25 protein-coding genes are annotated in these 21592 nt (G+C 60.3%); 11 read left to right on the top strand and 14 right to left on the bottom strand.

Annotated features, from left to right (window positions below):
- Positions 1-124: 124 nt before the first annotated feature.
- Positions 125-769 carry a type 1 glutamine amidotransferase gene (locus PSH65_RS19395; protein WP_305421843.1) on the bottom strand — a complete coding sequence of 215 codons (645 nt, stop codon included), beginning with the start codon at positions 767-769 and terminating at the stop codon, positions 125-127.
- Positions 770-1092: 323 nt separating this feature from the next.
- On the opposite strand from PSH65_RS19395, the gene PSH65_RS19390 reads away from it, so the two are divergent.
- Positions 1093-1872: an ABC transporter substrate-binding protein gene (locus tag PSH65_RS19390; protein ID WP_305421842.1), complete on the top strand. Its 780-nt coding sequence runs from the start codon at positions 1093-1095 to the stop codon at positions 1870-1872.
- Between the two features lie 200 nt (positions 1873-2072).
- The gene (locus PSH65_RS19385; RefSeq protein WP_305421841.1) at positions 2073-2789 is read left to right on the top strand and encodes an alpha/beta hydrolase; all 717 of its coding nucleotides are present in this window, start codon (positions 2073-2075) and stop codon (positions 2787-2789) included.
- 11 nt (positions 2790-2800) lie between these two features.
- On the opposite strand, the gene PSH65_RS19380 is transcribed toward PSH65_RS19385, so the two are convergent.
- From PSH65_RS19380 to PSH65_RS19360, 5 genes are all read right to left on the bottom strand, one after another.
- Positions 2801-3388, bottom strand: coding sequence for a hypothetical protein (locus PSH65_RS19380; RefSeq protein ID WP_305421840.1), 588 nt, complete (start codon positions 3386-3388; stop codon positions 2801-2803).
- Positions 3389-3475: 87 nt separating this feature from the next.
- On the bottom strand, positions 3476-4231 hold the full coding sequence (locus PSH65_RS19375; RefSeq protein ID WP_305421839.1) for a hypothetical protein: 756 nt from the start codon (positions 4229-4231) through the stop codon (positions 3476-3478).
- Positions 4232-4493: 262 nt separating this feature from the next.
- Entirely contained in the window at positions 4494-5675 is a 1182-nt protein-coding gene (locus PSH65_RS19370) for an acetyl-CoA C-acetyltransferase (RefSeq protein ID WP_305421838.1), read from the bottom strand.
- Positions 5676-5686: 11 nt separating this feature from the next.
- Positions 5687-6352: a CoA transferase subunit B gene (locus PSH65_RS19365; protein ID WP_052965168.1), complete on the bottom strand. Its 666-nt coding sequence runs from the start codon at positions 6350-6352 to the stop codon at positions 5687-5689.
- A 36-nt stretch (positions 6353-6388) separates the two neighbouring features.
- Positions 6389-7087 (bottom strand): CoA transferase subunit A, encoded by a 699-nt coding sequence (locus PSH65_RS19360; protein WP_007896014.1) that lies wholly within the window; start codon positions 7085-7087, stop codon positions 6389-6391.
- A gap of 144 nt (positions 7088-7231) precedes the next feature.
- On the opposite strand from PSH65_RS19360, the gene PSH65_RS19355 reads away from it, so the two are divergent.
- A complete protein-coding gene (locus tag PSH65_RS19355; protein ID WP_305421837.1) occupies positions 7232-8125 on the top strand; it encodes a LysR family transcriptional regulator in 894 nt (297 codons plus the stop codon).
- 74 nt (positions 8126-8199) lie between these two features.
- Here PSH65_RS19355 and PSH65_RS19350 read toward each other — a convergent pair whose 3' ends face one another.
- A complete protein-coding gene (locus PSH65_RS19350) occupies positions 8200-9246 on the bottom strand; it encodes a class I SAM-dependent methyltransferase (RefSeq protein ID WP_305427020.1) in 1047 nt (348 codons plus the stop codon).
- Positions 9247-9543: 297 nt separating this feature from the next.
- Here PSH65_RS19350 and PSH65_RS19345 point away from each other — a divergent pair, with 297 nt between their 5' ends.
- Entirely contained in the window at positions 9544-10383 is an 840-nt protein-coding gene (locus PSH65_RS19345) for a DUF692 domain-containing protein (RefSeq protein ID WP_305421836.1), read from the top strand.
- Positions 10376-11134 (top strand): DUF2063 domain-containing protein, encoded by a 759-nt coding sequence (locus PSH65_RS19340; RefSeq protein WP_305421835.1) that lies wholly within the window; start codon positions 10376-10378, stop codon positions 11132-11134. Before PSH65_RS19345 ends, PSH65_RS19340 begins: the two co-directional genes overlap by 8 nt.
- Positions 11135-11269: 135 nt before the next feature.
- Here PSH65_RS19340 and PSH65_RS19335 read toward each other — a convergent pair whose 3' ends face one another.
- Both PSH65_RS19335 and PSH65_RS19330 read right to left on the bottom strand, forming a co-directional pair.
- A complete protein-coding gene (locus PSH65_RS19335; RefSeq protein WP_305421834.1) occupies positions 11270-12580 on the bottom strand; it encodes an ATP-binding protein in 1311 nt (436 codons plus the stop codon).
- A complete protein-coding gene (locus PSH65_RS19330) occupies positions 12577-13317 on the bottom strand; it encodes a response regulator (protein ID WP_007896007.1) in 741 nt (246 codons plus the stop codon). Before PSH65_RS19330 ends, PSH65_RS19335 begins: the two co-directional genes overlap by 4 nt.
- A 306-nt stretch (positions 13318-13623) precedes the next feature.
- Here PSH65_RS19330 and PSH65_RS19325 point away from each other — a divergent pair, with 306 nt between their 5' ends.
- From PSH65_RS19325 to PSH65_RS19305, 5 genes are all read left to right on the top strand, one after another.
- The gene (locus tag PSH65_RS19325) at positions 13624-13887 is read left to right on the top strand and encodes a DUF2790 domain-containing protein (protein WP_305421833.1); all 264 of its coding nucleotides are present in this window, start codon (positions 13624-13626) and stop codon (positions 13885-13887) included.
- A 48-nt stretch (positions 13888-13935) separates the two neighbouring features.
- Positions 13936-14157, top strand: coding sequence for a hypothetical protein (locus tag PSH65_RS19320; RefSeq protein WP_305421831.1), 222 nt, complete (start codon positions 13936-13938; stop codon positions 14155-14157).
- Between the two features lie 171 nt (positions 14158-14328).
- A complete protein-coding gene (locus PSH65_RS19315) occupies positions 14329-15540 on the top strand; it encodes a cytochrome c biogenesis protein DipZ (RefSeq protein WP_305421829.1) in 1212 nt (403 codons plus the stop codon).
- Positions 15541-15728: 188 nt separating this feature from the next.
- Complete coding sequence (locus PSH65_RS19310) at positions 15729-16001, top strand: DUF4242 domain-containing protein (protein WP_123499640.1); 273 nt, start codon at positions 15729-15731, stop codon at positions 15999-16001.
- Between the two features lie 37 nt (positions 16002-16038).
- Positions 16039-16851 (top strand): class I SAM-dependent methyltransferase, encoded by an 813-nt coding sequence (locus PSH65_RS19305; RefSeq protein ID WP_305421827.1) that lies wholly within the window; start codon positions 16039-16041, stop codon positions 16849-16851.
- Positions 16852-17021: 170 nt separating this feature from the next.
- Here PSH65_RS19305 and PSH65_RS19300 read toward each other — a convergent pair whose 3' ends face one another.
- From PSH65_RS19300 to PSH65_RS19280, 5 genes are all read right to left on the bottom strand, one after another.
- On the bottom strand, positions 17022-17948 hold the full coding sequence (locus PSH65_RS19300; RefSeq protein WP_305421825.1) for a universal stress protein: 927 nt from the start codon (positions 17946-17948) through the stop codon (positions 17022-17024).
- Between the two features lie 396 nt (positions 17949-18344).
- Positions 18345-18803, bottom strand: a complete 459-nt coding sequence (locus PSH65_RS19295) for a GNAT family N-acetyltransferase (RefSeq protein ID WP_305421823.1) — start codon at positions 18801-18803, stop codon at positions 18345-18347.
- A gap of 175 nt (positions 18804-18978) precedes the next feature.
- On the bottom strand, positions 18979-19365 hold the full coding sequence (locus tag PSH65_RS19290) for a DUF488 domain-containing protein (RefSeq protein WP_305421821.1): 387 nt from the start codon (positions 19363-19365) through the stop codon (positions 18979-18981).
- Between the two features lie 11 nt (positions 19366-19376).
- A complete protein-coding gene (gene pcsA / locus PSH65_RS19285) occupies positions 19377-20099 on the bottom strand; it encodes a phosphatidylcholine synthase (RefSeq protein WP_305421820.1) in 723 nt (240 codons plus the stop codon).
- A gap of 213 nt (positions 20100-20312) precedes the next feature.
- Positions 20313-20684 (bottom strand): VOC family protein, encoded by a 372-nt coding sequence (locus PSH65_RS19280; RefSeq protein ID WP_305421819.1) that lies wholly within the window; start codon positions 20682-20684, stop codon positions 20313-20315.
- Positions 20685-20798: 114 nt separating this feature from the next.
- Here PSH65_RS19280 and PSH65_RS19275 point away from each other — a divergent pair, with 114 nt between their 5' ends.
- The gene (locus PSH65_RS19275; protein WP_305421818.1) at positions 20799-21581 is read left to right on the top strand and encodes a tellurite resistance TerB family protein; all 783 of its coding nucleotides are present in this window, start codon (positions 20799-20801) and stop codon (positions 21579-21581) included.
- The last annotated feature ends 11 nt before the right edge of the window (positions 21582-21592 follow it).

Genomic DNA, 21592 nt, shown 5'->3' with positions numbered 1-21592 from the left:
CGAAGCGGCCCTGAAAACGGCCAACCACGATTCTCAGGAGAGATCGCATTCTCAGTATTTACGGCTGCTTCGCAGCCGAGCGGGAGCAAGCTCCCTCGCCACAGAAGTCCATCAATTCTCAGACTCAGCGATGAGCTGATGAAGCGTTCCACCATTCATCCAGCGTCGCCTGCAACCAATCATCGACGGCTTGATAGGCGGCGCTATCCTGTGGTCCCCGAGGCAACGGCGATTCCTCGGCAAAGTGCTCATTGAGAATCGCCACCGATTCGGCATTCCACTCCGGGTGGAACTGCAACCCCACCCGCGTCGCCCCGACGCGGTACATCTGCTGCTCACACACGTCACTGCTGGCCAGCAACTGTGCATCCGCCGGTAGATCAATCGCGTCTTCGTGCCATTCCAGCACCTTCAGCCTCTGGCCATCGGCAAAGGTCACGGTGGTCCAGCCCGTTTCGGGATGAGCCATGCGCCGCACATTGCCACCCAGGCTCAGCGCCAGCAATTGCGCGCCCAGACAAATCGCAAACACCGGCGCGTCCTGATCGAGACTGCCTGCCAGCCACTGACGTTCCGCTTCCAGCCACGTCGGCCCAGCATTGGATTCGTAAGGCCCACCCAACAGGATCGCGGGTGCCGCGCTCACCGGCGGCAACTGGTCGAGGTCGGCGCGAAACACGCTCAGCGAAATGCCACGGGCCCGGGTCCATTCGGCAATGGCGCCAGGACCTTCGGCTGGATGGTGCTGGATCAGGTTCAACGTGGGCATCACGCTTCTCTTCCGGGAATGGGGTGGGCGGGGTCAATGTGCCGCAAAAAAAAGTTCATCGCCAGTGCGACTGATCAATCGGATCACGCCCGAAACCTTGTAGGTTTTGTCTGAAACAATGGATTGTCCTACAGCCCTTGCACCACCGTGGCGCACGCTTCAAGTGCCTTGAATCTCTCGGCTGTTTTTCTATAAGTATTTGTCGCTTAAACACAATTTGCCCTCCTGAAGCCGCTCTAGACTGCCGGCCACTTCGGTCTTCACTAACCGAAAGTTGCCAATCGAAAGCTGCCAATAAAAGCCTCCGCACACAGGAGTTATAAATGAAGAAGCGAGTGATGTTCGGTGCCCTGGCACTGTCGATGTTGTCCCTGACCGCCGTGGCCGAAGACGCCAAGCCGATTCGCCTCGGTATCGAAGCCGGTTACCCGCCATTTTCGATGAAAACCCCGGACGGCAAACTCACCGGTTTCGACGTGGACATCGGCGATGCGTTGTGTGAGCAGATGAAAGTGAAGTGCACCTGGGTCGAGCAAGAGTTCGATGGCCTGATCCCGGCCCTGAAGGTCAAGAAAATCGACGCGATCCTGTCGTCCATGACCATCACTGACGATCGCAAGAAGAACGTCGATTTCACCATCAAGTACTACCACACCCCGGCGCGCTTCGTGATGAAGGAAGGCACCGACGTCAAGGACCCGCTGACCGAACTCAAAGGCAAGAAAGTCGGTGTGCTGCGCGCCAGTACCCACGACCGCTTCGCCACTGAAGTGCTGGTGCCGGCCGGGATCAATCTGGTGCGTTACGGTTCCCAGCAGGAAGCCAACCTGGACATGGTTGCCGGTCGCCTCGACGCAATGCTGGCCGACTCGGTCAACCTGGACGACGGTTTCCTGAAAACCGACGCCGGTAAAGGCTTCGCGTTTGTTGGCCCGACCTACGAAGACGCCAAGTACTTCGGCGGCGGTGCCGGCATCGCTGTGCGCAAGGGTGATAAAGAGCTGGCGGACAAATTCAACACCGCCATCACCGAAATCCGTGCCAACGGCAAGTACAAGCAAGTGCAGGACAAGTACTTCGCTTTTGATGTGTACGGCCATTAATACGACGTAGAAAAAAGTGGCCACTGTTGACGCGGTGGCCACTTTTTTTATGCTCCCTAATCAGGCCGCGATTTAATGTGGGATCGGGCTTGCTCGCGAAGACGGCTTCAGAAGCGGCGAAGATGCCTGGGCCATCATCGACATCCCAACTCACAGTGATAGGCTTTGCCCCGAATCCTGCGCGCTGTGAAGGAAGGTTTATGCTGAAGTTGCTCGCTCTGCTCACGCTCCTGGCGTCCACCGCCGTCCACGCTCAAACCCCGCTGCACACCGATCTGCCGCTCAAGTACCTGGAGCAGGCCGACGCTGAATCCCGCAACCAACCCCTGGTGATTTTCCTGCACGGTTACGGCAGTAACGAGCAGGACCTGTTCGACATCAAGGATGAATTGCCGCCGCAGTACAACTACCTGTCGGTGCGGGCGCCGATGACGTTGGAGGAGGGCAGTTACCAGTGGTTTCGCCAGAAGGGCGAGGGCGCCTATGACGGTGAGACGGACGACCTGAAGGCCAGCGGCCAGGTATTGCGGGATTTTGTCGCACAAGCGGCGAAGAAATATCACACCGAAGCGGACAAGGTATTCCTGGTGGGTTTCAGCCAGGGCGCGATGATGTCCTACGAGGTCGCGTTGCGTCATCCCGAGGCAGTGGGTGGAATTGCGGCACTGAGCGGGCGAATTCTGCCGGTGCTCAAGTCCGAACTCAAACCGGATGAAAAACGCCAGCTGCTGGCGATTTTCATCGGTCATGGCACTGCCGACACACTCCTGCCCTACAACGACGGTACTGAGGCCGACAGCCTGTTGCAGCGCCTGTCACTCAAGCCCGAGTTTCATGCTTATCCGGGTGTCGGTCACAGCATCAGCGCCACCGAGATGCAGGATTTGAGCGCCTGGTTGCAGCGCCTGAATCCCTGAATCGGTCGGGTTTATTTGCCGCTGACGATTTGTTTCACCAGCGTTTCGTGGCCGGTTTTGTCGTTGGGGCGGGAAATGATCTGGACGATGGCCATGCGCGTGCCGGAAGCGGCCATCAACGTGCTGTCCAGCGTCATGCCACCGCCCTGGGTGGCGGTGCTGTCGATCTGCCGAAGGCCCAGGCCCGTGCCTTTCTGGGTCAGGCTTTTTTCGCTGGTTTTGTTGAAGTCCGGCAAGGCGTTGCGTTGCTCGGTGGCGAACGCGGACACGGTGGCGTCAAGGAACTCACCGTCGTTGTCCGTGACGTTGGCGCCGCCGGGGATGGTGTTTTCAGCGGCGATCACCACGGTTTTGGTGGTCTGGTTGGTGTACATCGTGCCCGTCGCCCCGGCAGTGCCGGTGGCCGCATCGCCGGCCGGTAGCGGGTTGGCGATGAAACCCTTGGGCAGGGTGAAGGTGAACTTGCCGCCGAGCATCGAGACCTTCTGGGTCGGCGCTTTGGCGCTGGCAGTGGCCTTGGCCGCCTGCGCATTCAAGGCACCCAGGCTGGTAGCCGCCATCAGCAGCAGAACAACGGCTTTTTTACTCAACAATGACATTCAAACTCTCCGAGGGATGATCCGCGCGTTGATGGCGATCATCCCACGGATCGCGATTTGTAGCAGCTGCCGCAGCCTGCTACGTTCTCACCTTGGGCGCAACGCCAGCCGTTTGGTGATCACTAGCATCCCCAACGACGCGCCTACGCCCAAGACAAGCCCCAGCCATCCCAACCTCGGCAACGCCAACGCCAGCACCAGACAAAACGCCGCAAACGAATACATCCCGGTCGCCGTTGCCCTGAGCAACGCTGCAGTAAACGCCGGGCCGCGAGTCTGCTGGGAAAACACCGCCATCACACTGCCTAGCACCGGGAATACTGCGAGCAGACCGCTCCAGCGTTCGCCGACGGTGCTGGCCAGCAGCGTCACAGTCAATGTGAGCAGGGCGCCGGCCATCATGCGCAGCAGCAGTTTGTCGGACTTCGGCACCGGGCCTGAAACGATGGGCTGCACCGCGGGAAACAGGTACGGCGCAGCCAGCAACGCGGTGGCGGCCGCGATTACCGAGAACACCAGCGACGGCGGGATCAGCGATAGCACAATAGCCGTCAAGGCCCAGACCAGCAGCGAAATCGACAGCGCCCACGGCCAGCTCAAGCGTTGTGCAACTTGGGCGTAGGCCACGCAGAAGGCAATCATCGCGAACATCGCTGATAACGCTGCTGTCGCTGCTTGAGCCGCGAACACCTGACCCTGCTCGATGGCGAGGAAGAACAGAATCGGCCCGACCACCACCGGCAACCCCGACAGCCAACCGGCCACACTTGGGCCCCAGCGTTTTCCGGCCAGGGAAATCAGCAACAGAAATCCCGGAATTACCAGCAGTTTGAGCATCAGCACGCACGCGTCTCCATTCGGTGTGAGCCGGCCACGTTAGCATTGCGGGCGATGGATTGCTCTCAGAGAGGTAGCTGTATGCGGCGTGCCGATCAGCAAAGGATGTGATGTGGCTTTCGGACCATTGTGGCGAGGGAGCTTGCTCCCGCTGGGCTGCGCAGCTGCCCCAAAATCTCGGTATTTTTCGCAGATTTTTGTGAGTGCTACACACTCAAGCGGGAGCAAGCTCCCTCGCCACAGGGTATTGGTGAAGCCAAAAAGGCGCTTACGCCCGCTCGATGGCCAATGCCACGCCCTGACCACCGCCAATACACAGAGTGGCGAGGCCTTTTTTGGCATCACGCTTGATCATTTCATGCAGCAAGGTCACCAGCACCCGGCAACCCGAGGCCCCGATCGGATGGCCCAGGGCAATGGCGCCGCCGTTGACGTTGACCTTGTTCAGGTCCCATTCCAGATCCTTGGCCACGGCCAGAGATTGCGCGGCGAAGGCTTCGTTGGCTTCGATCAGGTCCAGTTGATCGATGGACCAACCGGCCTTGCCCAGGCAACGACGAGTGGCCGACACCGGACCGATGCCCATGATTGCCGGGTCGACGCCTGCGTTGGCATAAGCGGCGATCTTCGCCAGTACTGGCAGCCCCAGCGCCTTGGCTTTCTGCGCACTCATCAGAATCACCGCAGCGGCGCCGTCGTTCAGCGAAGAAGCGTTACCGGCCGTCACCGAACCGTCCTTCTTGAAGGCCGCTTTCAGTTTGCCCAGGGAGTCGGCGGTGGTGCCGGCCCGAGGCTGTTCATCGGTGGCGAAGGACAGCGGATCGCCCTTGCGCTGGGGGATCAGGATCGGCGTGATCTCATCGGCAAACCGCCCGGCTTCGATGGCGGCCACGGCTTTCTGCTGGGACGCGGCAGCGAAGGCGTCCTGTTGCTCACGGGTCAGGCTGTATTTCTCGGCCAGATTCTCAGCGGTGATGCCCATGTGGTAATCGTTGAACGCATCCCACAGGCCATCGCTGATCATCGTGTCGACGATCTGTGCGTGACCCATGCGCAACCCCGTGCGGGCGCCCGGCATGACGTAATTGGCCAGGCTCATGTTTTCCTGGCCGCCAGCGATGATCACTTCGGCATCGCCGCAGCGAATCGCCTGAGCCGCCAGATGCAGCGCTTTCAGGCCCGAACCGCAGACCTTGTTCAGGGTCATGGCCGGCACGGCGAAGGGCAGGCCGGCCTTGATCGCGGCCTGGCGGGCAGGGTTTTGCCCGGCACCGGCGGTCAGCACCTGGCCCATGATCACTTCATCGACCTGCGCCGGGTCCAGACCGGTTTGCGCCAGCAGTTGACGGATCACCGCAGCACCGAGGTCAACCGCGGACACATTGGCCAACGCCCCCTGGAAGCTGCCGATGGCAGTGCGAGTGGCGGCAACAATTACGACTTCTTGCATGGAAGGATTCCTCACTGGGCAGCGAACTGCATTTCCGGGACGTGGTCAGGCACGATCAGTTTACCAGCGGTCTTGGCGACGATTTCCTCGACGCTGACGCCCGGCGCGCGCTCTTTGAGCACAAACGCGCCATCCTTGATTTCCAGGTAGGCCAAGTCGGTCAGCACACGTTTGATGCAACCGGCGCCGGTCAGCGGCAGGCTGCAACGCGACAGCAGTTTCGACTCGCCGTCCTTGGAAGCGTGAGTCATGGTGACGATGATGTTGTCCGCACCGGCCACCAGGTCCATCGCACCGCCCATGCCCTTGACCAGTTTACCGGGGATCATCCAGGAGGCGATGTTGCCTTCGACGTCCACTTCAAACGCGCCCAGCACGGTCAGGTCGATGTGGCCACCGCGGATCATCGCGAAGGATTCGGCGGACGAGAAAATCGATGCGCCGATACGCGCGGTCACGGTTTGCTTGCCGGCGTTGATCATGTCTGCGTCGACTTCGGCGTCGGTCGGAAACGCGCCCATGCCGAGCAGGCCGTTTTCCGATTGCAGCATGACTTCCATGCCTTCAGGGATGTAATTGGCGACCAGGGTCGGGATACCGATGCCGAGGTTCACGTAGTAGCCGTCCTGCATTTCGCGGGCGACGCGTTGAGCCATTTGTTCGCGGGAAAGTGCCATTGTTGTTATTCCTTCATTCGGTCCGGGGGAAGGGGATCACTTACGCACGGTGCGCTGTTCGATGCGCTTCTCGAACGTGCCGCAAATGACCCGGTCGACGTAGATGCCAGGGGTGTGGATCTGCGACGGGTCCAGTTCGCCGGGTTCGACGATTTCTTCGACTTCGACCACGGTGATCTTGCCCGCGGTGGCGGCCAGCGGGTTGAAGTTCTGGGCGGTGTGGCGATAGACCACGTTACCGAAATGGTCGGCTTTCCAGCCTTTGACGATGGCGAAGTCACCGGTGATGGATTCTTCCATCAGGTACTGGCGGCCCTTGAATTCGCGGACTTCCTTGCCATCGGCCACCGGAGTGCCGACGCCGGTCGCGGTGAAGAACGCCGGGATGCCGGCACCGCCTGCGCGCATTTTTTCGGCGAGGGTGCCTTGGGGGGTCAGGACGACTTCGATTTCGCCGCTCAGCAGTTGTTTCTCGAACAGCGCGTTTTCGCCGACGTAAGAGGCCACCACTTTGCGGATCTGCCGGTCTACCAGCAGCACACCAAGGCCGAAACCATCGACGCCGCAGTTGTTGGAGACCACGGTGAGATCACGCGTGCCGCGGTGCTGGATCTCGGCGATGAGGTTTTCCGGAATCCCGCACAGGCCGAAGCCGCCGGAGATCACAGTCATGCCGTCTTCAAGACCTGCCATCGCTTCCTCGTAGGAATACACGCGCTTGTCGAACCCTGCCATATGCACCTCTTTTATTCTTTGTGGGCGGCTGGCTAGCCGGATGGGGAGGGAGTGTCTCGCTGACAGATTTATTTGTTAAGTTGATTTTTAAGGTTGATTGATAGATAAAACTCACCAATCAATACGGCGTTAGAGACAGTGATCATGACCGTCAAACAGATCCGCGCATTCCTGGCCGTGGCCCAGAGTTTGAGTTTTGCCGTGGCTTGCGAGCGATTGCACCTGTCCCAGTCGGCGTTGAGCCTGACCATCAAGGCGCTGGAGGAGGGGTTGGGCGGGCGCCTGTTCACGCGCAATACCCGTAACGTTGCACTGACCGCCGAAGGCGAATCGCTGCTGCCACTGGCTCGTCGATTGATCGCGGACTGGGACAATGCCGAGGATGAACTGCGCCAACGCTTCACCCTCCAGCGCGGCCGCGTGACCCTGGCGGCGATGCCCTCGTTTGCCGGCAACTTGCTGCCGCCGATCCTCAAGACCTTTCGCGCGCGTTATCCCAAGGTCAACGTCACGGTGAACGACGTGATCAACGAGCAGGTGCTGGAAATGGTTCGCGACCGTCAGGTGGAATTGGGCGTGGCGTTCGAACCGACCCAGAGTTCGTCGCTGGAATTTACCCCGTTGTACATAGACCGGTTTGTGGCGGTGGTGCCCCTCGATTCACCGCTGACGGAGCGGGACGACATTGATTGGCAGACCTTGCTCAAGGAACCGTTCATTACCTTGCAGCGACCCTCGACGGTGCGGGTGATGCTTGAAGAACACTTGCAGGCGCGGGGCATGAAGCTGCCGGTGGAGTTTGAAAGCCATCAATTGGCGACAGTCGGGCGGATGGTGGCCAGCGGATTGGGTGTGAGCGCGGTACCGGCCTTGTGCGCCGGGCAGATGCGCGAGTTGGGCGCGCGTTGCATTACCCTGCGCGACCCGGTGGTGGAACGGGCGATCGGGGTGCTGACGACGGGGCATGAACTGTCGGCGGCGGCGCAGGCGTTGTTCGATATTCTCAAGGCTGAAAACCTTGGCGAGCGTCTGAGCTGATCACGGTCACCTATGGGAGCGGGTTTCGTCAGTTGCATCCGGGCAGGTCAACCTGCCCGGTTATGTGCCTGCCCTTATTTACGCGCCTCCAGAATGAGGTTGAACGGCGTTTCCGTGGCCCGCCGGAACTGGGTGAATCCCGCCTCGGTGAAGACCTTGCGCAACCGTGCCTCGCCCGCCTGGGCTCCGAGCCCGAGGCCGACCTCCTGGGACAGCGAGTTGGGCGTGCAGATAAAGGTCGAAGCGGCGTAGAACAGTCGTCCCACCGGGGTGGTGTTGGCGTCGAGCGTGTCGTTGGCGAAGGGCTCTACCAGCAGCACCGAGCCATCGGGTTTGAGCGATTCATAGGCATGCTTTGCGGCGCCGACCGGGTCACCCATATCGTGCAGGCAGTCGAAGTAGCAAACCAAGTCATAGTCGTCGCCCGGATAGCTCTTGGCGGTGCCCTGGAAGAACCGCGCCCGGCCGGACACGCCACCTTCTTCGGCGCGCTGGGTGGCGACGGTGATCGAAGGCGCGTGGTAATCGAAACCGACGAACCGTGAGTTCGGAAACGCCTGGGCCATGATCACGGTCGAGGCGCCGTGGCCGCAGCCGATGTCCGCCACCTTGGCGCCGCTTTCCAGTTTGGCGACCACACCGTCGAGGGCCGGTAGCCATTCGCTGACCAAATGCGCCTTATACCCTGGGCGGAAGAATCGCTCGGTGCCGCTGAACATGCACGGATGGTGATCGCCCCAAGGCAGGGCGCCGTTGCCGCGCATGGCATTGACCAGTTTGTCCTTGTCATGGAAAAACGACGCGACCACTCCGATACCACCGGCCACATAGACCGGTGAGTCTTCGATCGCCAGCGCCAGGGCTTGCTCTTCCGGCAGGCGGAATTGACCGTCGCGGTGCTCCATGTAACCGGAGGCGGCGTGGGCGCTGAGCCATTCACGCAGCAGGCGGGTGTTGCAGCCGGTCTTTTCGGCGAGTGCTTCGGGGGTGACTGGCTGACTGTCGGCCATGGCCCGGTACAGGCCGAGCTCTTCGCCGAGGATGACGTTGGCGAGCATCGCCGCGCCACCCATGTCGTTCACCAGTTTGCCCATGAAATCATTGAGTCTGGCCTCGTCCATCATGTGTGCTCCTTCAGCAGGATCACGGTCCAGAGGCATTGTTTGTCGAGGCATGCACCTTTGGGCGGTGATCGTGGGAATGAACAGGACGATAACCGCGTCCTGGCTCCCCTACGGGGGTAATCAGTAAGTCTAGTTCGTGTATCCCACTGTATCTGACTGCCTGTCCGATACAGTGGCCTGAGAAGAGCGGCGTTTGTGACACAGACCCGACACACAGCGGCGCTTGACTGGGCCTGCCGGCCGGCACTGAGTTTTCAGACGCTGGAGACCGGATCCCAGGATGAGATCGACACCATGCAGACTCCCCTCACATCAGCGAAGGCGACCGTCGGGCTAGGCTTGCGCCGCGGTTTAATGCAGGACCTTCAAGCGGCCCCGCCAGGCGCTTTCGACTTCCTGGAAGTCGCGCCAGAGAATTGGATCGGCATCGGCGGCGCTCATGGCGCGGCGTTTCGCGCCCTGGCCGAGCGTTATCCGTTGTCCTGTCACGGCTTGTCCTTGTCTTTGGGCGGGCCGGCGCCGCTGGACGTCGGGTTCCTGCAGGAGGTGCGGGTTTTCCTCGATCATCACAAGGTGCCGCTGTACAGCGAACACCTCAGCTACTGCAGCGATGACGGGCATCTTTACGATCTGCTGCCGTTGCCGTTTACCGAAGAAGCGGTGCACCACGTCGCCGCTCGAATTCGCCAGTCCCAGGACATTCTCGGTCGGCGCCTGGCGGTGGAAAACGTCTCCTACTACGCCGCGCCGCAGCAGGACATGGACGAACTGACGTTCACCAACGCCGTGCTGCGCGAAGCCGATTGCGACCTGCTGCTGGACGTCAACAATGTCTACGTCAACTCGATCAATCACGGCTTCGATCCGCAGACATTTCTGGCGGGCATCGACACGGGGAGGGTGGTTGCCATGCACGTGGCTGGGCACTTTGATGAGTCCGACATACTGAAGATCGACACCCATGGCGCCTCGGTCAAACCGGTGGTCTGGTCATTGCTGGCCGAGGCGTATGCGCGGTTCGGCGTACAGCCGACGCTGCTTGAACGGGACTTCAATTACCCGGCGTTCTCTGAACTGGTGAGCGAGTTGCAGACCATCCGCCGACTGCAAGACGAGGAGGCGAACCGTGGATAAGCCGACGCTGCACCAGCAGCAAGACACATTGACTCGCTACCTGCGCGACCCTGACCACTGTGCTCCACCCGCCGGGATGGACGTGGCACGGGCGCAGGTTTATCGCGATCTGGTGTTCTCCAATCTGTCGTCGTTGCTCAGTGGCACTTTTCCGGTACTGGTGAAAATTCTCGGCGATGATCAGTGGCGTTTACTGGTGCGAATCTTCCTGCGGGATCACCACGCTCACACGCCAAAATTCGGTGAGATTGCCCAGGAGTTTGTCGAGTTCCTGGCCTCCGAGCCCCAGGCGCTGAACGATGGACCGTGGCCGCCGTTCATGGTCGAGCTGGCGCATTACGAGTGGGTCGAAATGGCCCTGCAACAATCCGACGCCGAGCCGCTGTCGGCCAGCGATGCTGGATTGCTGCTGGAGCGACCGTCGCAGGTTTCTCCACTGGCCTGGCCGTTGGCCTATGGCTGGCCGGTGCAAAAAGTGGGGCCGGATTACCAGCCACAAGTGCCACCGACTCAGCCGACGTTGCTGTTGGTTCGTCGGGCCGAAGACTGGAGTGTTCGCTTTTCCGAACTGAGCCCGTTGGCGTGGCGGTTGTTGCAGCGAATCGGGGAATTTCCTCGGCTCAATGGCCGAGCGCAGCTGGAAGGGCTGGCAATGGAAGCGGGGATGGTTGGGTCGCCGGAGTTTATCGACAGCGGGTTGGCGTTGTTGCGGAAGATGCATGAGGAAGGGGTAATTGGCATCGCCGCCTGATCGCAATCTTCAAAACACCACGCATCAATTGTAGAAGCGAGGCTTGCCCGCGAAGGCGGTGTGTCAGTCAACATGGATGTTGGATGTGCTGGCCTCATCGCGGGCAAGCCCGCTCCCACATTGGATTCGCGGTGTTTATTGGGGCTTTGGCAACTTGAGTTCTGCACACAACCCACCGCCCTCGCGATTGCTCAAGGTCAGTGATCCGCCAATCGCCAGCGCCAGCTGCTGGGCAATCGCCAACCCCAACCCGGTCCCGCCGGTGCTGCGATTACGCGAATTCTCCACGCGGTAGAACGGCTGCATCACCTGCGCCAATTGCTCTTCGGCAATCCCCGGCCCACGGTCCATGACCTTCACCGACAAGCTGCCATCAGCCTTCGTTTCCACCCACAACTCTGCCGCGCCAGCGAATTTCAGCGCGTTGTCCACCAGGTTCACCAGCACCCGCCGCAAGGCATGGGGCCGGGTGTCGATCACCGCAGCGCTTTTACCGCCCAGCTGCACGTCTTTGCCCATGTCCTGATAGTCGAACACCAGGCTGTCGAGGAACGAATCCAGATCGGTGCGGCGACTTTCCTCGGTGGCGCCATGGATGCTGCGGGCGTAGGCCACGCCTTCGCGCACCAGGTGTTCCATCTCGCCGAGGTCATTCCACAGTTTGTCTTTTTCGCTGGAGTCGTCCATGAATTCGGCACGCAGTTTCATGCGCGTGATCGGCGTTTGCAGGTCGTGGGAAATCGCCGCCAACAGTTGCATGCGTTCCTTGAGATAAGCCGCAATCCGCGCCTGCATCGCATTGAAGGCCCGGGCGGCGTAGGCGACTTCGGTCGGGCCTTTTTCATCCAGGTGTATGGCGTGGGTGTTGGGGTCAAGGGTTTCCACCGCTTGGGCGAGGCGGGTGAGCGGGCGGATGGCGATTCTGACCGCCAGCCAGGTGCAGAGGATCATCAGCGCCAGTTGCCCCAGTAATACCGCCGGTAACCACGGGGACAAAGGCACCATCGCGGGTCGCACGTCGATGGTGACGGGGCTGCCGTCCTTCAGTTTCAGGTGGGCCTGGAAGTGTTTCTTCGGGCCGGGGATGTCGGTAAAAGTCAGCGGATATTCATGGCCGATGGCGTCCTGAATCGAGGGGACTGCAATCGGCACATCGCTGGGCGCCATCGGTGTGCCCGGCGAGCCTTCATTCAGCAGATAACCATAGTTGGCGCGTTCCAGCCGCTGCAGCCAGTTCGGGCGTTCGTTGGCGGGCAAGCGGTCGAGGATGGCGAGGGAGGTCGAAACGTCGGTTTCCAGATTGCCCAACATCGTATTTTTCGCACTTTCATAACGCTCGTAGTACTGCGCGCCAAAGGACAGCGCCTGGGCGAGGATCAGGCCGATCAGGAAAATCAGTGACAGCCGCGAGGCCAGTGTGCGAGGCCAGTGCAGCGCAAGATTCATGACGGCGCACCCAGCACTTCCACCGGCAGCGAAAACACATAACCTTCACTGCGCACGGTCTTGATGTAGGCCGGTTCCCGGGCATCGTCGAGCAGACGCTGACGCAAGCGGCTCACCAGTAAATCGATGGAGCGGTCGAACAGATCGGCATCGCGGCCCTGGGTCAGGTTGAGCAATTGGTCGCGATTGAGCACCCGCTGAGGATGATCGAGGAACACCCGCAGCAAACGATATTCCGCGCCGCTGAGGGCGACCATGGTGCCGTCCTCATCCAGCAGATGCCGGGCCGAGGTGTCCAGGCGCCAGCGACCGAACGCCAGCAGGCGACCGCTTTCGGTGATCACCAGGTTGGGCGGCAGCATTCGCGTGCGCCGCAGCACGGCGTTGATGCGGGCGAGCAGTTCACGGGCGGCGAACGGCTTGACCAGGTAATCATCGGCGCCCATTTCCAGGCCGATGATGCGGTCGGTTTCATCATTGCGCGCGGTGAGCATCAGCACCGGCGTGGCCTTGTGTTTGCCGGCGCGCAACTCGCGGCAGAGCACCAGGCCATCGTCGCCCGGCATCATGATATCGAGCACGATCAAGTCTACCGGCGTGGACTCCAGAAACGAGCGCATCTGCCGTCCATCCGCTACCACGGTGGTGCGCAGGCCGTTCTTCTTCAGGTAATTGCCTACCAGTTCCCGGATCTCGCGGTCATCGTCCACGATGAGAATGTGATCGACGTGTTCCATGGTGACCAAGCCTCTTGAATGGGAGTTGTTGCGCAGTCTATCGAGCGTTGGCCCGCTCGCCTGCCGCCGATTGTATTGCAGTGTATCTGGTGTGCCGAAAGATACACGGGGACGTAAAAATGGCCGATTCCGGGCGTTTTGTATCGCTGTGTATCGCAGGCCTGCGCGGATACACAGCGATTTAATCCGCGCCTGTTCTGGACACAGACGAGATACCTCGCGGGTTTCAAATAGGTTCCATCGAGGCAAACCCAACCGCCTCGGCTCAATCAACGATTGACCTATTGAAGCCCAGAGGAAGCCTCCATGAACACCAAAGCCATCTACGCCGCCTGCCTGTTTGCCGCCCTGAACATCTGCACCTTGTCGGCCCGGGCCGAAGCCGATGTAACCCCTCAAACCTACACCTACGGCACGCACCTGGATATCCAGAAAGTGCTGTCGATGAAACAGGACGCCACACCTGCCTGCGGGATTGTGAATGCCCGGATGACCTACCTGGATTCCCAAGGCAAAACCCAGGTTCTGGATTACAGCAAATTCGCTGACGGCTGCAACGAAGGCAACTGAGTCCTTCGATTACCCATTGCCCAACCCCTTTGAAACAGGAAGAACATCATGAATAACGTTACCCGCTTTTTGACCGCCATCGTTTTTTCCATAGCCGGCGTCGCCGCCCATGCCAACGCTGCGGTTGAACAAAATACCGGTGGCAGCAGCACCTGCTTCCAACTGACTCCGCTGCTGACTGAGGATGGTTCGAGCCGCACGCCGCAAGGGCAATTGGTTGCAGAGAATGGCTACAGCCGGACGCCACAGGGTCAACAGCTGGAGTCCTGAAGCCTGGTCCAGTTCTGCCAATTCCCGCCGTTCCAGTGTGGGAGCGGGCTTGCTCGCGAAGAGGCCAGTACATTCAACATTGATGTCGACTGACACTCCTCCTTCGCGAGCAGGCCCGCTCCCACAGGGGAACTGCGGTGTATCACCCTTCACATTCTCAAGGTGATTCCCATGTTTCTCATCGCATTCCTGGGCGGCATTTTGACCGTCCTCAGCCCCTGCATCCTCCCGGTCGTGCCGTTTCTGTTTGCCGGTGTAAAACGCACACGTGCCTCGATCTTGCTCACCCTCGGTGGCATGGCCCTGACCTTCGCTCTGATCTCCAGCCTGGCCGTGGTCAGCAGCGATTGGGTGATACAAGCCAGCAACACCGGCCGCCATGTGGCGCTGATCGTGATGGTGCTGTTTGCCCTGTCGCTGATCTCCGTCCGCATTGGTGGCTGGCTGGCGCGCCCGTTCGTGCTGCTGGGCAATCGCATCGATCCCAACTCCCGCAAAGTCTCCGGTCCGTTGGGCTCGGTCCTGATCGGCGTCGCCACGGGTCTGCTCTGGGCGCCGTGTGCCGGGCCGATCCTCGGGGTGATCCTCACCGGCGCCATGCTGCAAGGCGCCAACGCTCAGACCAGTCTGTTGCTGTTGGCGTATGGCCTGGGCAGCGCGTTGTCCCTGGGCACTTTGATCTTCGCCGGTCGCGGCCTGGTCAATCGCTTGAAACCGTCGATTCCGCTCACTGGCTGGCTGCGTCGCGGCACGGGGGTTGCGGTGTTGGTCGCCGCGGCGGTCATCTCCACTGGTGCCGACAATAAGTTGCTCGCCAGCACCTCATCCGAAGGCATCACCACGGTTGAACAGCGGGTGCTGGAAACCGTACCGAAAGTGGTCGATTACTTCGTCAGCAAGGTCAAGGCAGACTCGACCATGAACGCGGCCAAAGGCGCGATGCCGTCACTTTCCGGCGCAGTCGAATGGCTCAACTCACCAGCGCTGAGCAACGATTCCCTGCGCGGCAAAGTGGTGCTGGTGGACTTCTGGACGTACGACTGCATCAACTGCCAGCACACCTTGCCCTACGTGAAGGACTGGGCGAAAAAATATGAGAAGGACGGCCTGGTTGTGATCGGCGTGCACACCCCTGAATACGGTTACGAACGCATCATCGACAACGTCCGCGATCAGGTGAAAAAACTCGGTATCACCTACCCCGTGGCGATCGACAACAACTACGCGATCTGGCGCGCTTTCGACAACCAGTACTGGCCCGCTCACTACCTGATCGATGCCAAGGGGCAGGTGCGTTACACCCACTTTGGCGAAGGCCGATACGAGACTCAGGAACAGATGATTCAGCAACTGCTGGAAGAGGCCAAAGCGCCTGCCGCGTAACCCGTTTTCGGCGAAGCAAGCCAATCTGTTAATGCGGCGTTACAGAAGGGTGACCATGCATCGGAGAATGTCATATTTCGTGAATTCTCCGGACGATCGGCAGGACGTCGGCGTATCCGGGAGCGATAGTTTGTGGACGACGGGATCATTGCCGACCCTGTCATCACCCTCAAGAAAAGGAAGTTGCCATGCCTAAATACATTATTGAACGCGAGCTTCCGGGCGCCGGCGCATTGCCGCAACAGGAACTCAAAGCGATCTCGCAAAAATCCTGCGATGTGTTGCGCGAGATGGGACCAGAAGTGCAATGGCTGGAGAGTTACATCACTGGCGACAAAATTTACTGCGTGTACATCGCGCCGAATGAGGGACTGATCAGGGAGCACGCCCAAAAGGGTGAATTTCCCATCAACAGCGTTTCCCGGGTCATGAACATCATCGATCCCACCACGGCGGAGTGAGCCGGGACACGTCCCAACCCGCAACGGAGCAGACTTCATGAGCACACCCATTGACCTCACTGCCCTGAAAAACCGTCAGATGGCCACGTGGGCCAGCGGCGACTACGCCGTGATCGGCACCACCTTACAGATCGTCGGCGAACAACTGGCCGAGGCCTGCGACCTGCTCTGCGATGAGCGGGTGCTGGACGTCGCCGCCGGCAACGGTAACGCAACCCTCGCCGCCGCGCGCCGGGGCTGCAAGGTCACGTCCACCGACTACGTGGCCAAGCTGCTTGAACGCGGCGAAGATCGCACACGGGCGGAACACCTGGACGTGACCTTTCAGGTGGCCGATGCCGAGGACCTGCCGTTCGAAGATGCCAGTTTCGATGCCGTGCTCTCGACCTTTGGTGTGATGTTTACACCGGATCAGCCCAAGGCTGCAGCGGAACTGGCGCGGGTGTGCCGTCCTGGCGGGCGGATCGGCCTTGCCAACTGGACGCCTGAAGGCTACATCGGCCAGGTGTTCAAGACCCTGGGCCGCCACATGCCGCCACCGCCAGGAGTGCAACCACCTTCGAACTGGGGCACCGAAGCCTGGTTAAACTCGCACTTCGACCAGCGCGACTTCCAGCTCCAGGTGACGCGGCGGCTGTTCAACTTTCGCTATCGCTCGGCCGCGCACTGGATCGACACCTTCCGTACCTGGTATGGGCCGGTTCACAAGGCCTTTGCGACCCTGCCACCCGAAGGGGGCGCGGCCCTGGAAAAAGATCTGACTGAACTGCTGAATCGGCTGAACCGAGCGGGGGAGCGGTCGCTGGTGGTGCCCAGTGAATACCTGGAGGTGGTGATCACACGGCGTTGAATTGAAGGTGCAAAACACTTGCGGGAGCGAGCTTCTGTGGTGAGGGGGCTTGCCCCCGTTCGGCTGCGAAGCAGTCGCAAAGCTTTTAGGGCCGCTTCGCGACCCAACGGGGGCAAGCCCCCTCGCCACAGAAGCCCGCTCCCACAGGGGTATGTGATTAGCCGGCGCAGTCACTCATCCAGCCGCTCGGTGTACACCACCCACACACTGCACGGCATTTTGTACAGCAGATGCTCCACCGTGCTGCCGATCAACCGGCCCATGCCGCGATGGCCGACCCGGCCCATGACAATCACGTCGACGTCATAGGTATCGGCATAGCGGGTCAGCACTTTGGTCGGGCTGCCCATGAGCATGTGCCGTTGCTCCGGGGCGATGCCATTGCGCGCGGCCAATTCGTTGAAGGCATCCTCCTGGAAGTCGAACAGGGTCTTGGCCTTGTCCGAAGCGAAAAACGCCGAACCGTTTTCGAAGCTGAACTCGTCCGAGCTGATAGACGAAAGGTCATAGGCGTAAACCACGTCGAGTTCGGCGTGACAGGCACTCGCCAGTTTTGACGCTTCGTGCAGAATCCGGTCATTGAAGCTTTTGTATTGATCATCACGATGGAAGGGGTCGACCGCCGCAACGATCTTGCGCGGCAACGCATGCTTGGCATGGCTGACGAAGTGCAGCGGTACCGGGCATTCGCGCAGCAAATGCACGTCGAGGGGGGTAAACACCAGCCGCGACAGCCGCGATTGATGTTCCAGCGCCTTGATCAGCACGTCCATCGGCTGCTCTTTGAGGTGAATCAGGATTTCTTCCAGCGGGCGTTCGACCCAAGCCACCTCCGTGGTGACGTGCACACCGATCTTGCGCAAGGGACGGGCCTGGTCCTCAAGCCACTGGCGGTGGCGCTCGACATACCCCAGACGCATCTGCTCCAGGGCCTTTTCGTTGACCATGCCGGCGGTCGCGAGGCCTTCCAGATAGTCGAAGGCCACGATGTGCAGGGCCGCATCCTCGGCCTTGGCCAATGCTGCGGCCCGGTCGAAGGCGGGGCTGTGTTCCATCAGGGGCGAGGCGACCAGCATGAAACGTGCTTGACCAGACATGACAAACCTCCCGTGGGTAAACGAGCAGACGGTGGTCGTTTAATACATCTCAATCCCTTAATTATTGACCATGATCAGTCTCTGGGGTGCTTGGCCGCTCGAACGGGCCGTATAAGGCAGTGCAATGCTTCAATGCAAGTAACGGAATTGGCCGTGTTCATGCGATGGGGGGCACGCCGGAGTGGGAGCGGGCTTGCCCGCGATGGCGGTGGGACAGTCGATATGGATGCTGGATGGGCTGGCCTCTTCGCGGGCAAGCCTCGCTCCTACAGGGATTTGTGGTGTTGATGCGATGGATGTTACGCCGACGTTTTAATGTGGGAGCGGGCTTGCTCGCGAAGACGGCTTTCCAGTCGAAAAAGGTCTGCTCTGACACACCTCATGCAGATACAGGCCTTATGAATATCCAATGGCCTGCTCCATGACAATCGTGCGCTCGGCCCCGTGAAACTCATCCCGAACTTTTCGAAAGCCCAACTTGAAGTAAAAGCCTTCTGCGGTGATCGAGGACGGGACACGTAACGTCTCGATTTTCTCATCGATGGCTACGGTTCGAATCATCGCCATCAATTGCCCGCCGATACCGTTGCCTTGGTGGTGTGGATCGACGAAGACGCTGCGCACAACGTCGCGATCAAGGCTGGCGGTGGCGACTACTCGATGATCGATGGTTGCGACAAAGACCTGGCGTTGAGTGAGTAAGGAGAGAATGGCCTCGGTTGAAAAGCTTTGCTCTACCTGAGTAATCACTTCGGCCGGGTAATCCTGGGCATTGGAGCAGCGTAGCGACTGGATAATGACCCGGCTTATGGCTGGCGCATCCTCGGGGGTTGCGGTTCGAATCTGAGTATTCACTTGAAGACCTCATTCCTTGTGTCTTGACTGGACGCTATGCGTGGGAACGACCAAACACCGCAATCGAATGTGGGAGCGGGCTTGCTCGCGAAGGCGGAGTATCAGGCAACATTTCTATCGACTGGAAGACCGCCTTCGCGAGCAAGCCCGCTCCCACAGGGATTTGTGGTGTTTTCTAAATAACTTTCGCGCCCCGGACCTCCAGCAATTCCCGTAATACGGAACGGTGGCAGTGTGCTTCTTCCTCGCAATAACACCCCAGAGCCAGCGACGTTTGGTGGGAGAGGGCGGCTAGCAGGTCGAGCATCTGGCTGGGGGCGGGATGGTTCATCTCGGCCTTGAATTTGCGCTTGAAGGCTCCCCAGGCTTTGGCATCTTCCGCCGCTTTGGCTTCGGCCACCAATTCGGGGCTGGGGGACAGCAGCGGTTGCCACACATCGTAAAAATCCCGGCTGGCGAATTCAGCCTTCGGCACGCCTCGAGGCGGGCGGCGTACCGTGCCCAGGCGCAGTCCTTCATTCGCGGTGCGGGGTGAGCCGAGCTGGACGATGTGGATGGGCATGATCGCAGTGCCTATTTGAGCCGCGAGCTGTCGAACCATTCCAGCGCTGTGCGCCAGAAGCAGATCCCCAGGAAGTACGCCGACATCAGTAGCCACAAGCCCATCACCAGCGGATTGATGACTGGATGGTTGACCACCAGCGACAAGCTGCACAACAGCCAGATGGCCGTCACGGCAATGTTGATCGGCATGAACCGCCGCACGCGGAACGGGTGCAGGAATTTCATTCGGGTCACGGTCAACAGCGCCAGACCGATGACGGTGAGCAAGGTGATCCACGGCGACGGGTCGATGATGTACAGGCACAGCGCGACTACGTTCCACGCGGCAGGGAAGCCCTGAAAGTAGTTGTCTTTGCTCTTCATGTTGACGTTACAGAAGCAAAACAGCGACGACACCAGAATCAGCGACACGGTCAGCAGCAGGGTGTAGTCCGGCAACGGGATGTAGCGGTAGATGAACAGTGCCGGGATAAACACATACGTCAGGTAGTCGATCACCAGGTCGAGGATCGAACCGTCGAAACTCGGCAGCACCGACTGTACATTCACCTTGCGCGCCAGCGCGCCGTCCAGGCCGTCGACGATCAGCGCTACGCCCAGCCACAGTAGGCAATTGGTCGGCTGGTTCTCCAACAAGGCGAGGGTCGCGAGGAAGGCTGTGACCACGCCAGTGGCGGTAAAACCATGGGCGCCCCATGCTTTGAGCCTGGCAATGTATACAGTGGATATCACGGGGGCGTTCTCCAGAAAGTGAAGCAAGCCAGTTATCACCCTCTTGTTGAGGGCGTCGGCAAACCGGGTCGGGTTGCAGGTATCGACCGGATTTTCGGGAATAAGGTTCACCACCTATGAATCTTAGCCGCCGCGCAAAAAAATACCCCGGAAATATCCGGGGCAAGAATTAAAGCGCTGTACGCCTGTGCCCGACCGATGCCGGGACGGGTGTCAGCTCAGCGAGGGGTGGAACACGCGCAGCCGATGGTTATCCGGGTCGAGCGCGACGAAGGTGCGACCGAAGTCCAGCTCTGTCGGTGCTTGCGCCATGGTCAGCCCGAGCGCGCTCCAATTGGCAAACAGCGCATCGACCTGCTCGGCGGACTCCACCGGGAACGCCAGCTCGGTCCCGCCGCCCGTCGCTTGTGCTGCCGGTTCGGCGGTATGCCGTGACCAGAGCCCCAGTTTATAACCGCCCTCCAGGACAAACAGCGCGAAGGTCGACGACTCTTCCACGGGCGCGCGCTCCAGCAGAAACTCATAGAACCGCGCACTGACGGCGGGGTTTTCCACGAAAAGCAAAATATAACGGGGAGTGATCATAGGGGCTGCTCCATTCAAAGTGGGCGCAGCATAAAAGGAGGCGGTGTCAGTTTCTGTCAGGAGTGTGAAGGGCAAGGGCAGTACCCATGACGTCAGCCAGACGGAGTTGGCGGAATGTCGGGCGAGGACTATCGTTGCCTGACTGAGTTTCTGCCCATTAATGAGGACGACGTCATGAACACCAGCGATTTGCTTGAGCAATTACTGCGGGCCGGCCAGGGCTCACGGCCGCAACAAGGTGGTAGTGCGGCGTCAGCTCAAGGAGGCTTGGGCGATCTTGGCGGGTTGCTTGGTGGTCTGTTGGGGCGCGGCGCGGGTGGCGGTGCGGGCGGCGGAGGCCTGGGTGGCTTGCTCGGAGGTCTGCTGGGCGGCGGTTCACCCATGGGCGGTTCGACGCAAACGCGCTCGGGCGGCACCAATTACGCGGCGCTGGCTTCTTTGGGGATGATGGCGTTCCAGGCGTATCAGGCCTGGCAACGCAGCCAGGCCACGGCACCACAACAGGCGCCGCGCACCGTTGACTTGTTGTCTGGCCCGGAAATCGAGGACCACAGCCATGCCATCCTTCGCGCCTTGATCGCCGCCGCCAAGGCCGATGGCCGCATCGATGAGGCAGAGAAACACATGATCAGTACCGAAATCGGTCGCCATACTGACGATCCGCAACTGCAGCAATGGCTCGATGACGAAGTCGCCCGGCCACTGGATGCCGCCGATGTGGCGCAGTCCGCCCAGGACCCGGGCATGGCCGCCGAGATGTACCTGGCCAGCGTGATGTTGGTGGACGATCAGCAGGACGCCGAGCGCAATTATCTGGATGAATTGGCCGCTGCGTTGAAGATCGATCCAGAGTTGCAGGTGCAGCTGGAGCGGCGGGCCAAGGGCGGTGCGGCCTGAACATTTCCCTG

It is taken from the genome of Pseudomonas sp. FP603 (assembly GCF_030687415.1).
Lineage (GTDB): Bacteria > Pseudomonadota > Gammaproteobacteria > Pseudomonadales > Pseudomonadaceae > Aquipseudomonas > Aquipseudomonas wuhanensis.
The sequence above is the reverse complement of the archived record's forward strand: the minus strand, read 5'-3'. Positions and strand labels throughout refer to the sequence as shown.

Excerpts from the sequence above, each read along its gene's own strand:
- PSH65_RS19370 (WP_305421838.1), bottom strand. The coding sequence starts at position 5,675 with ATGCAAGAAGTCGTAATTGTTGCCGCCACTCGCACTGCCATCGGCAGC.
- PSH65_RS19360 (WP_007896014.1), bottom strand. The coding sequence starts at position 7,087 with ATGGCAGGGTTCGACAAGCGCGTGTATTCCTACGAGGAAGCGATGGCA.
- PSH65_RS19350 (WP_305427020.1), bottom strand. The coding sequence starts at position 9,246 with ATGGACGAGGCCAGACTCAATGATTTCATGGGCAAACTGGTGAACGAC.
- PSH65_RS19315 (WP_305421829.1), top strand. The coding sequence starts at position 14,329 with ATGTTTCTCATCGCATTCCTGGGCGGCATTTTGACCGTCCTCAGCCCC.
- PSH65_RS19330 (WP_007896007.1), bottom strand. The coding sequence starts at position 13,317 with ATGGAACACGTCGATCACATTCTCATCGTGGACGATGACCGCGAGATC.
- PSH65_RS19320 (WP_305421831.1), top strand. The coding sequence starts at position 13,936 with ATGAATAACGTTACCCGCTTTTTGACCGCCATCGTTTTTTCCATAGCC.
- PSH65_RS19365 (WP_052965168.1), bottom strand. The coding sequence starts at position 6,352 with ATGGCACTTTCCCGCGAACAAATGGCTCAACGCGTCGCCCGCGAAATG.
- PSH65_RS19355 (WP_305421837.1), top strand. The coding sequence starts at position 7,232 with ATGACCGTCAAACAGATCCGCGCATTCCTGGCCGTGGCCCAGAGTTTG.
- PSH65_RS19275 (WP_305421818.1), top strand. The coding sequence starts at position 20,799 with ATGTCGGGCGAGGACTATCGTTGCCTGACTGAGTTTCTGCCCATTAAT.
- PSH65_RS19325 (WP_305421833.1), top strand. The coding sequence starts at position 13,624 with ATGAACACCAAAGCCATCTACGCCGCCTGCCTGTTTGCCGCCCTGAAC.
- PSH65_RS19300 (WP_305421825.1), bottom strand. The coding sequence starts at position 17,948 with ATGTCTGGTCAAGCACGTTTCATGCTGGTCGCCTCGCCCCTGATGGAA.
- PSH65_RS19390 (WP_305421842.1), top strand. The coding sequence starts at position 1,093 with ATGAAGAAGCGAGTGATGTTCGGTGCCCTGGCACTGTCGATGTTGTCC.
- PSH65_RS19345 (WP_305421836.1), top strand. The coding sequence starts at position 9,544 with ATGCAGACTCCCCTCACATCAGCGAAGGCGACCGTCGGGCTAGGCTTG.
- PSH65_RS19305 (WP_305421827.1), top strand. The coding sequence starts at position 16,039 with ATGAGCACACCCATTGACCTCACTGCCCTGAAAAACCGTCAGATGGCC.
- PSH65_RS19290 (WP_305421821.1), bottom strand. The coding sequence starts at position 19,365 with ATGCCCATCCACATCGTCCAGCTCGGCTCACCCCGCACCGCGAATGAA.
- PSH65_RS19310 (WP_123499640.1), top strand. The coding sequence starts at position 15,729 with ATGCCTAAATACATTATTGAACGCGAGCTTCCGGGCGCCGGCGCATTG.
- PSH65_RS19380 (WP_305421840.1), bottom strand. The coding sequence starts at position 3,388 with ATGTCATTGTTGAGTAAAAAAGCCGTTGTTCTGCTGCTGATGGCGGCT.
- PSH65_RS19385 (WP_305421841.1), top strand. The coding sequence starts at position 2,073 with ATGCTGAAGTTGCTCGCTCTGCTCACGCTCCTGGCGTCCACCGCCGTC.
- PSH65_RS19395 (WP_305421843.1), bottom strand. The coding sequence starts at position 769 with ATGCCCACGTTGAACCTGATCCAGCACCATCCAGCCGAAGGTCCTGGC.
- PSH65_RS19335 (WP_305421834.1), bottom strand. The coding sequence starts at position 12,580 with ATGAATCTTGCGCTGCACTGGCCTCGCACACTGGCCTCGCGGCTGTCA.
- PSH65_RS19280 (WP_305421819.1), bottom strand. The coding sequence starts at position 20,684 with ATGATCACTCCCCGTTATATTTTGCTTTTCGTGGAAAACCCCGCCGTC.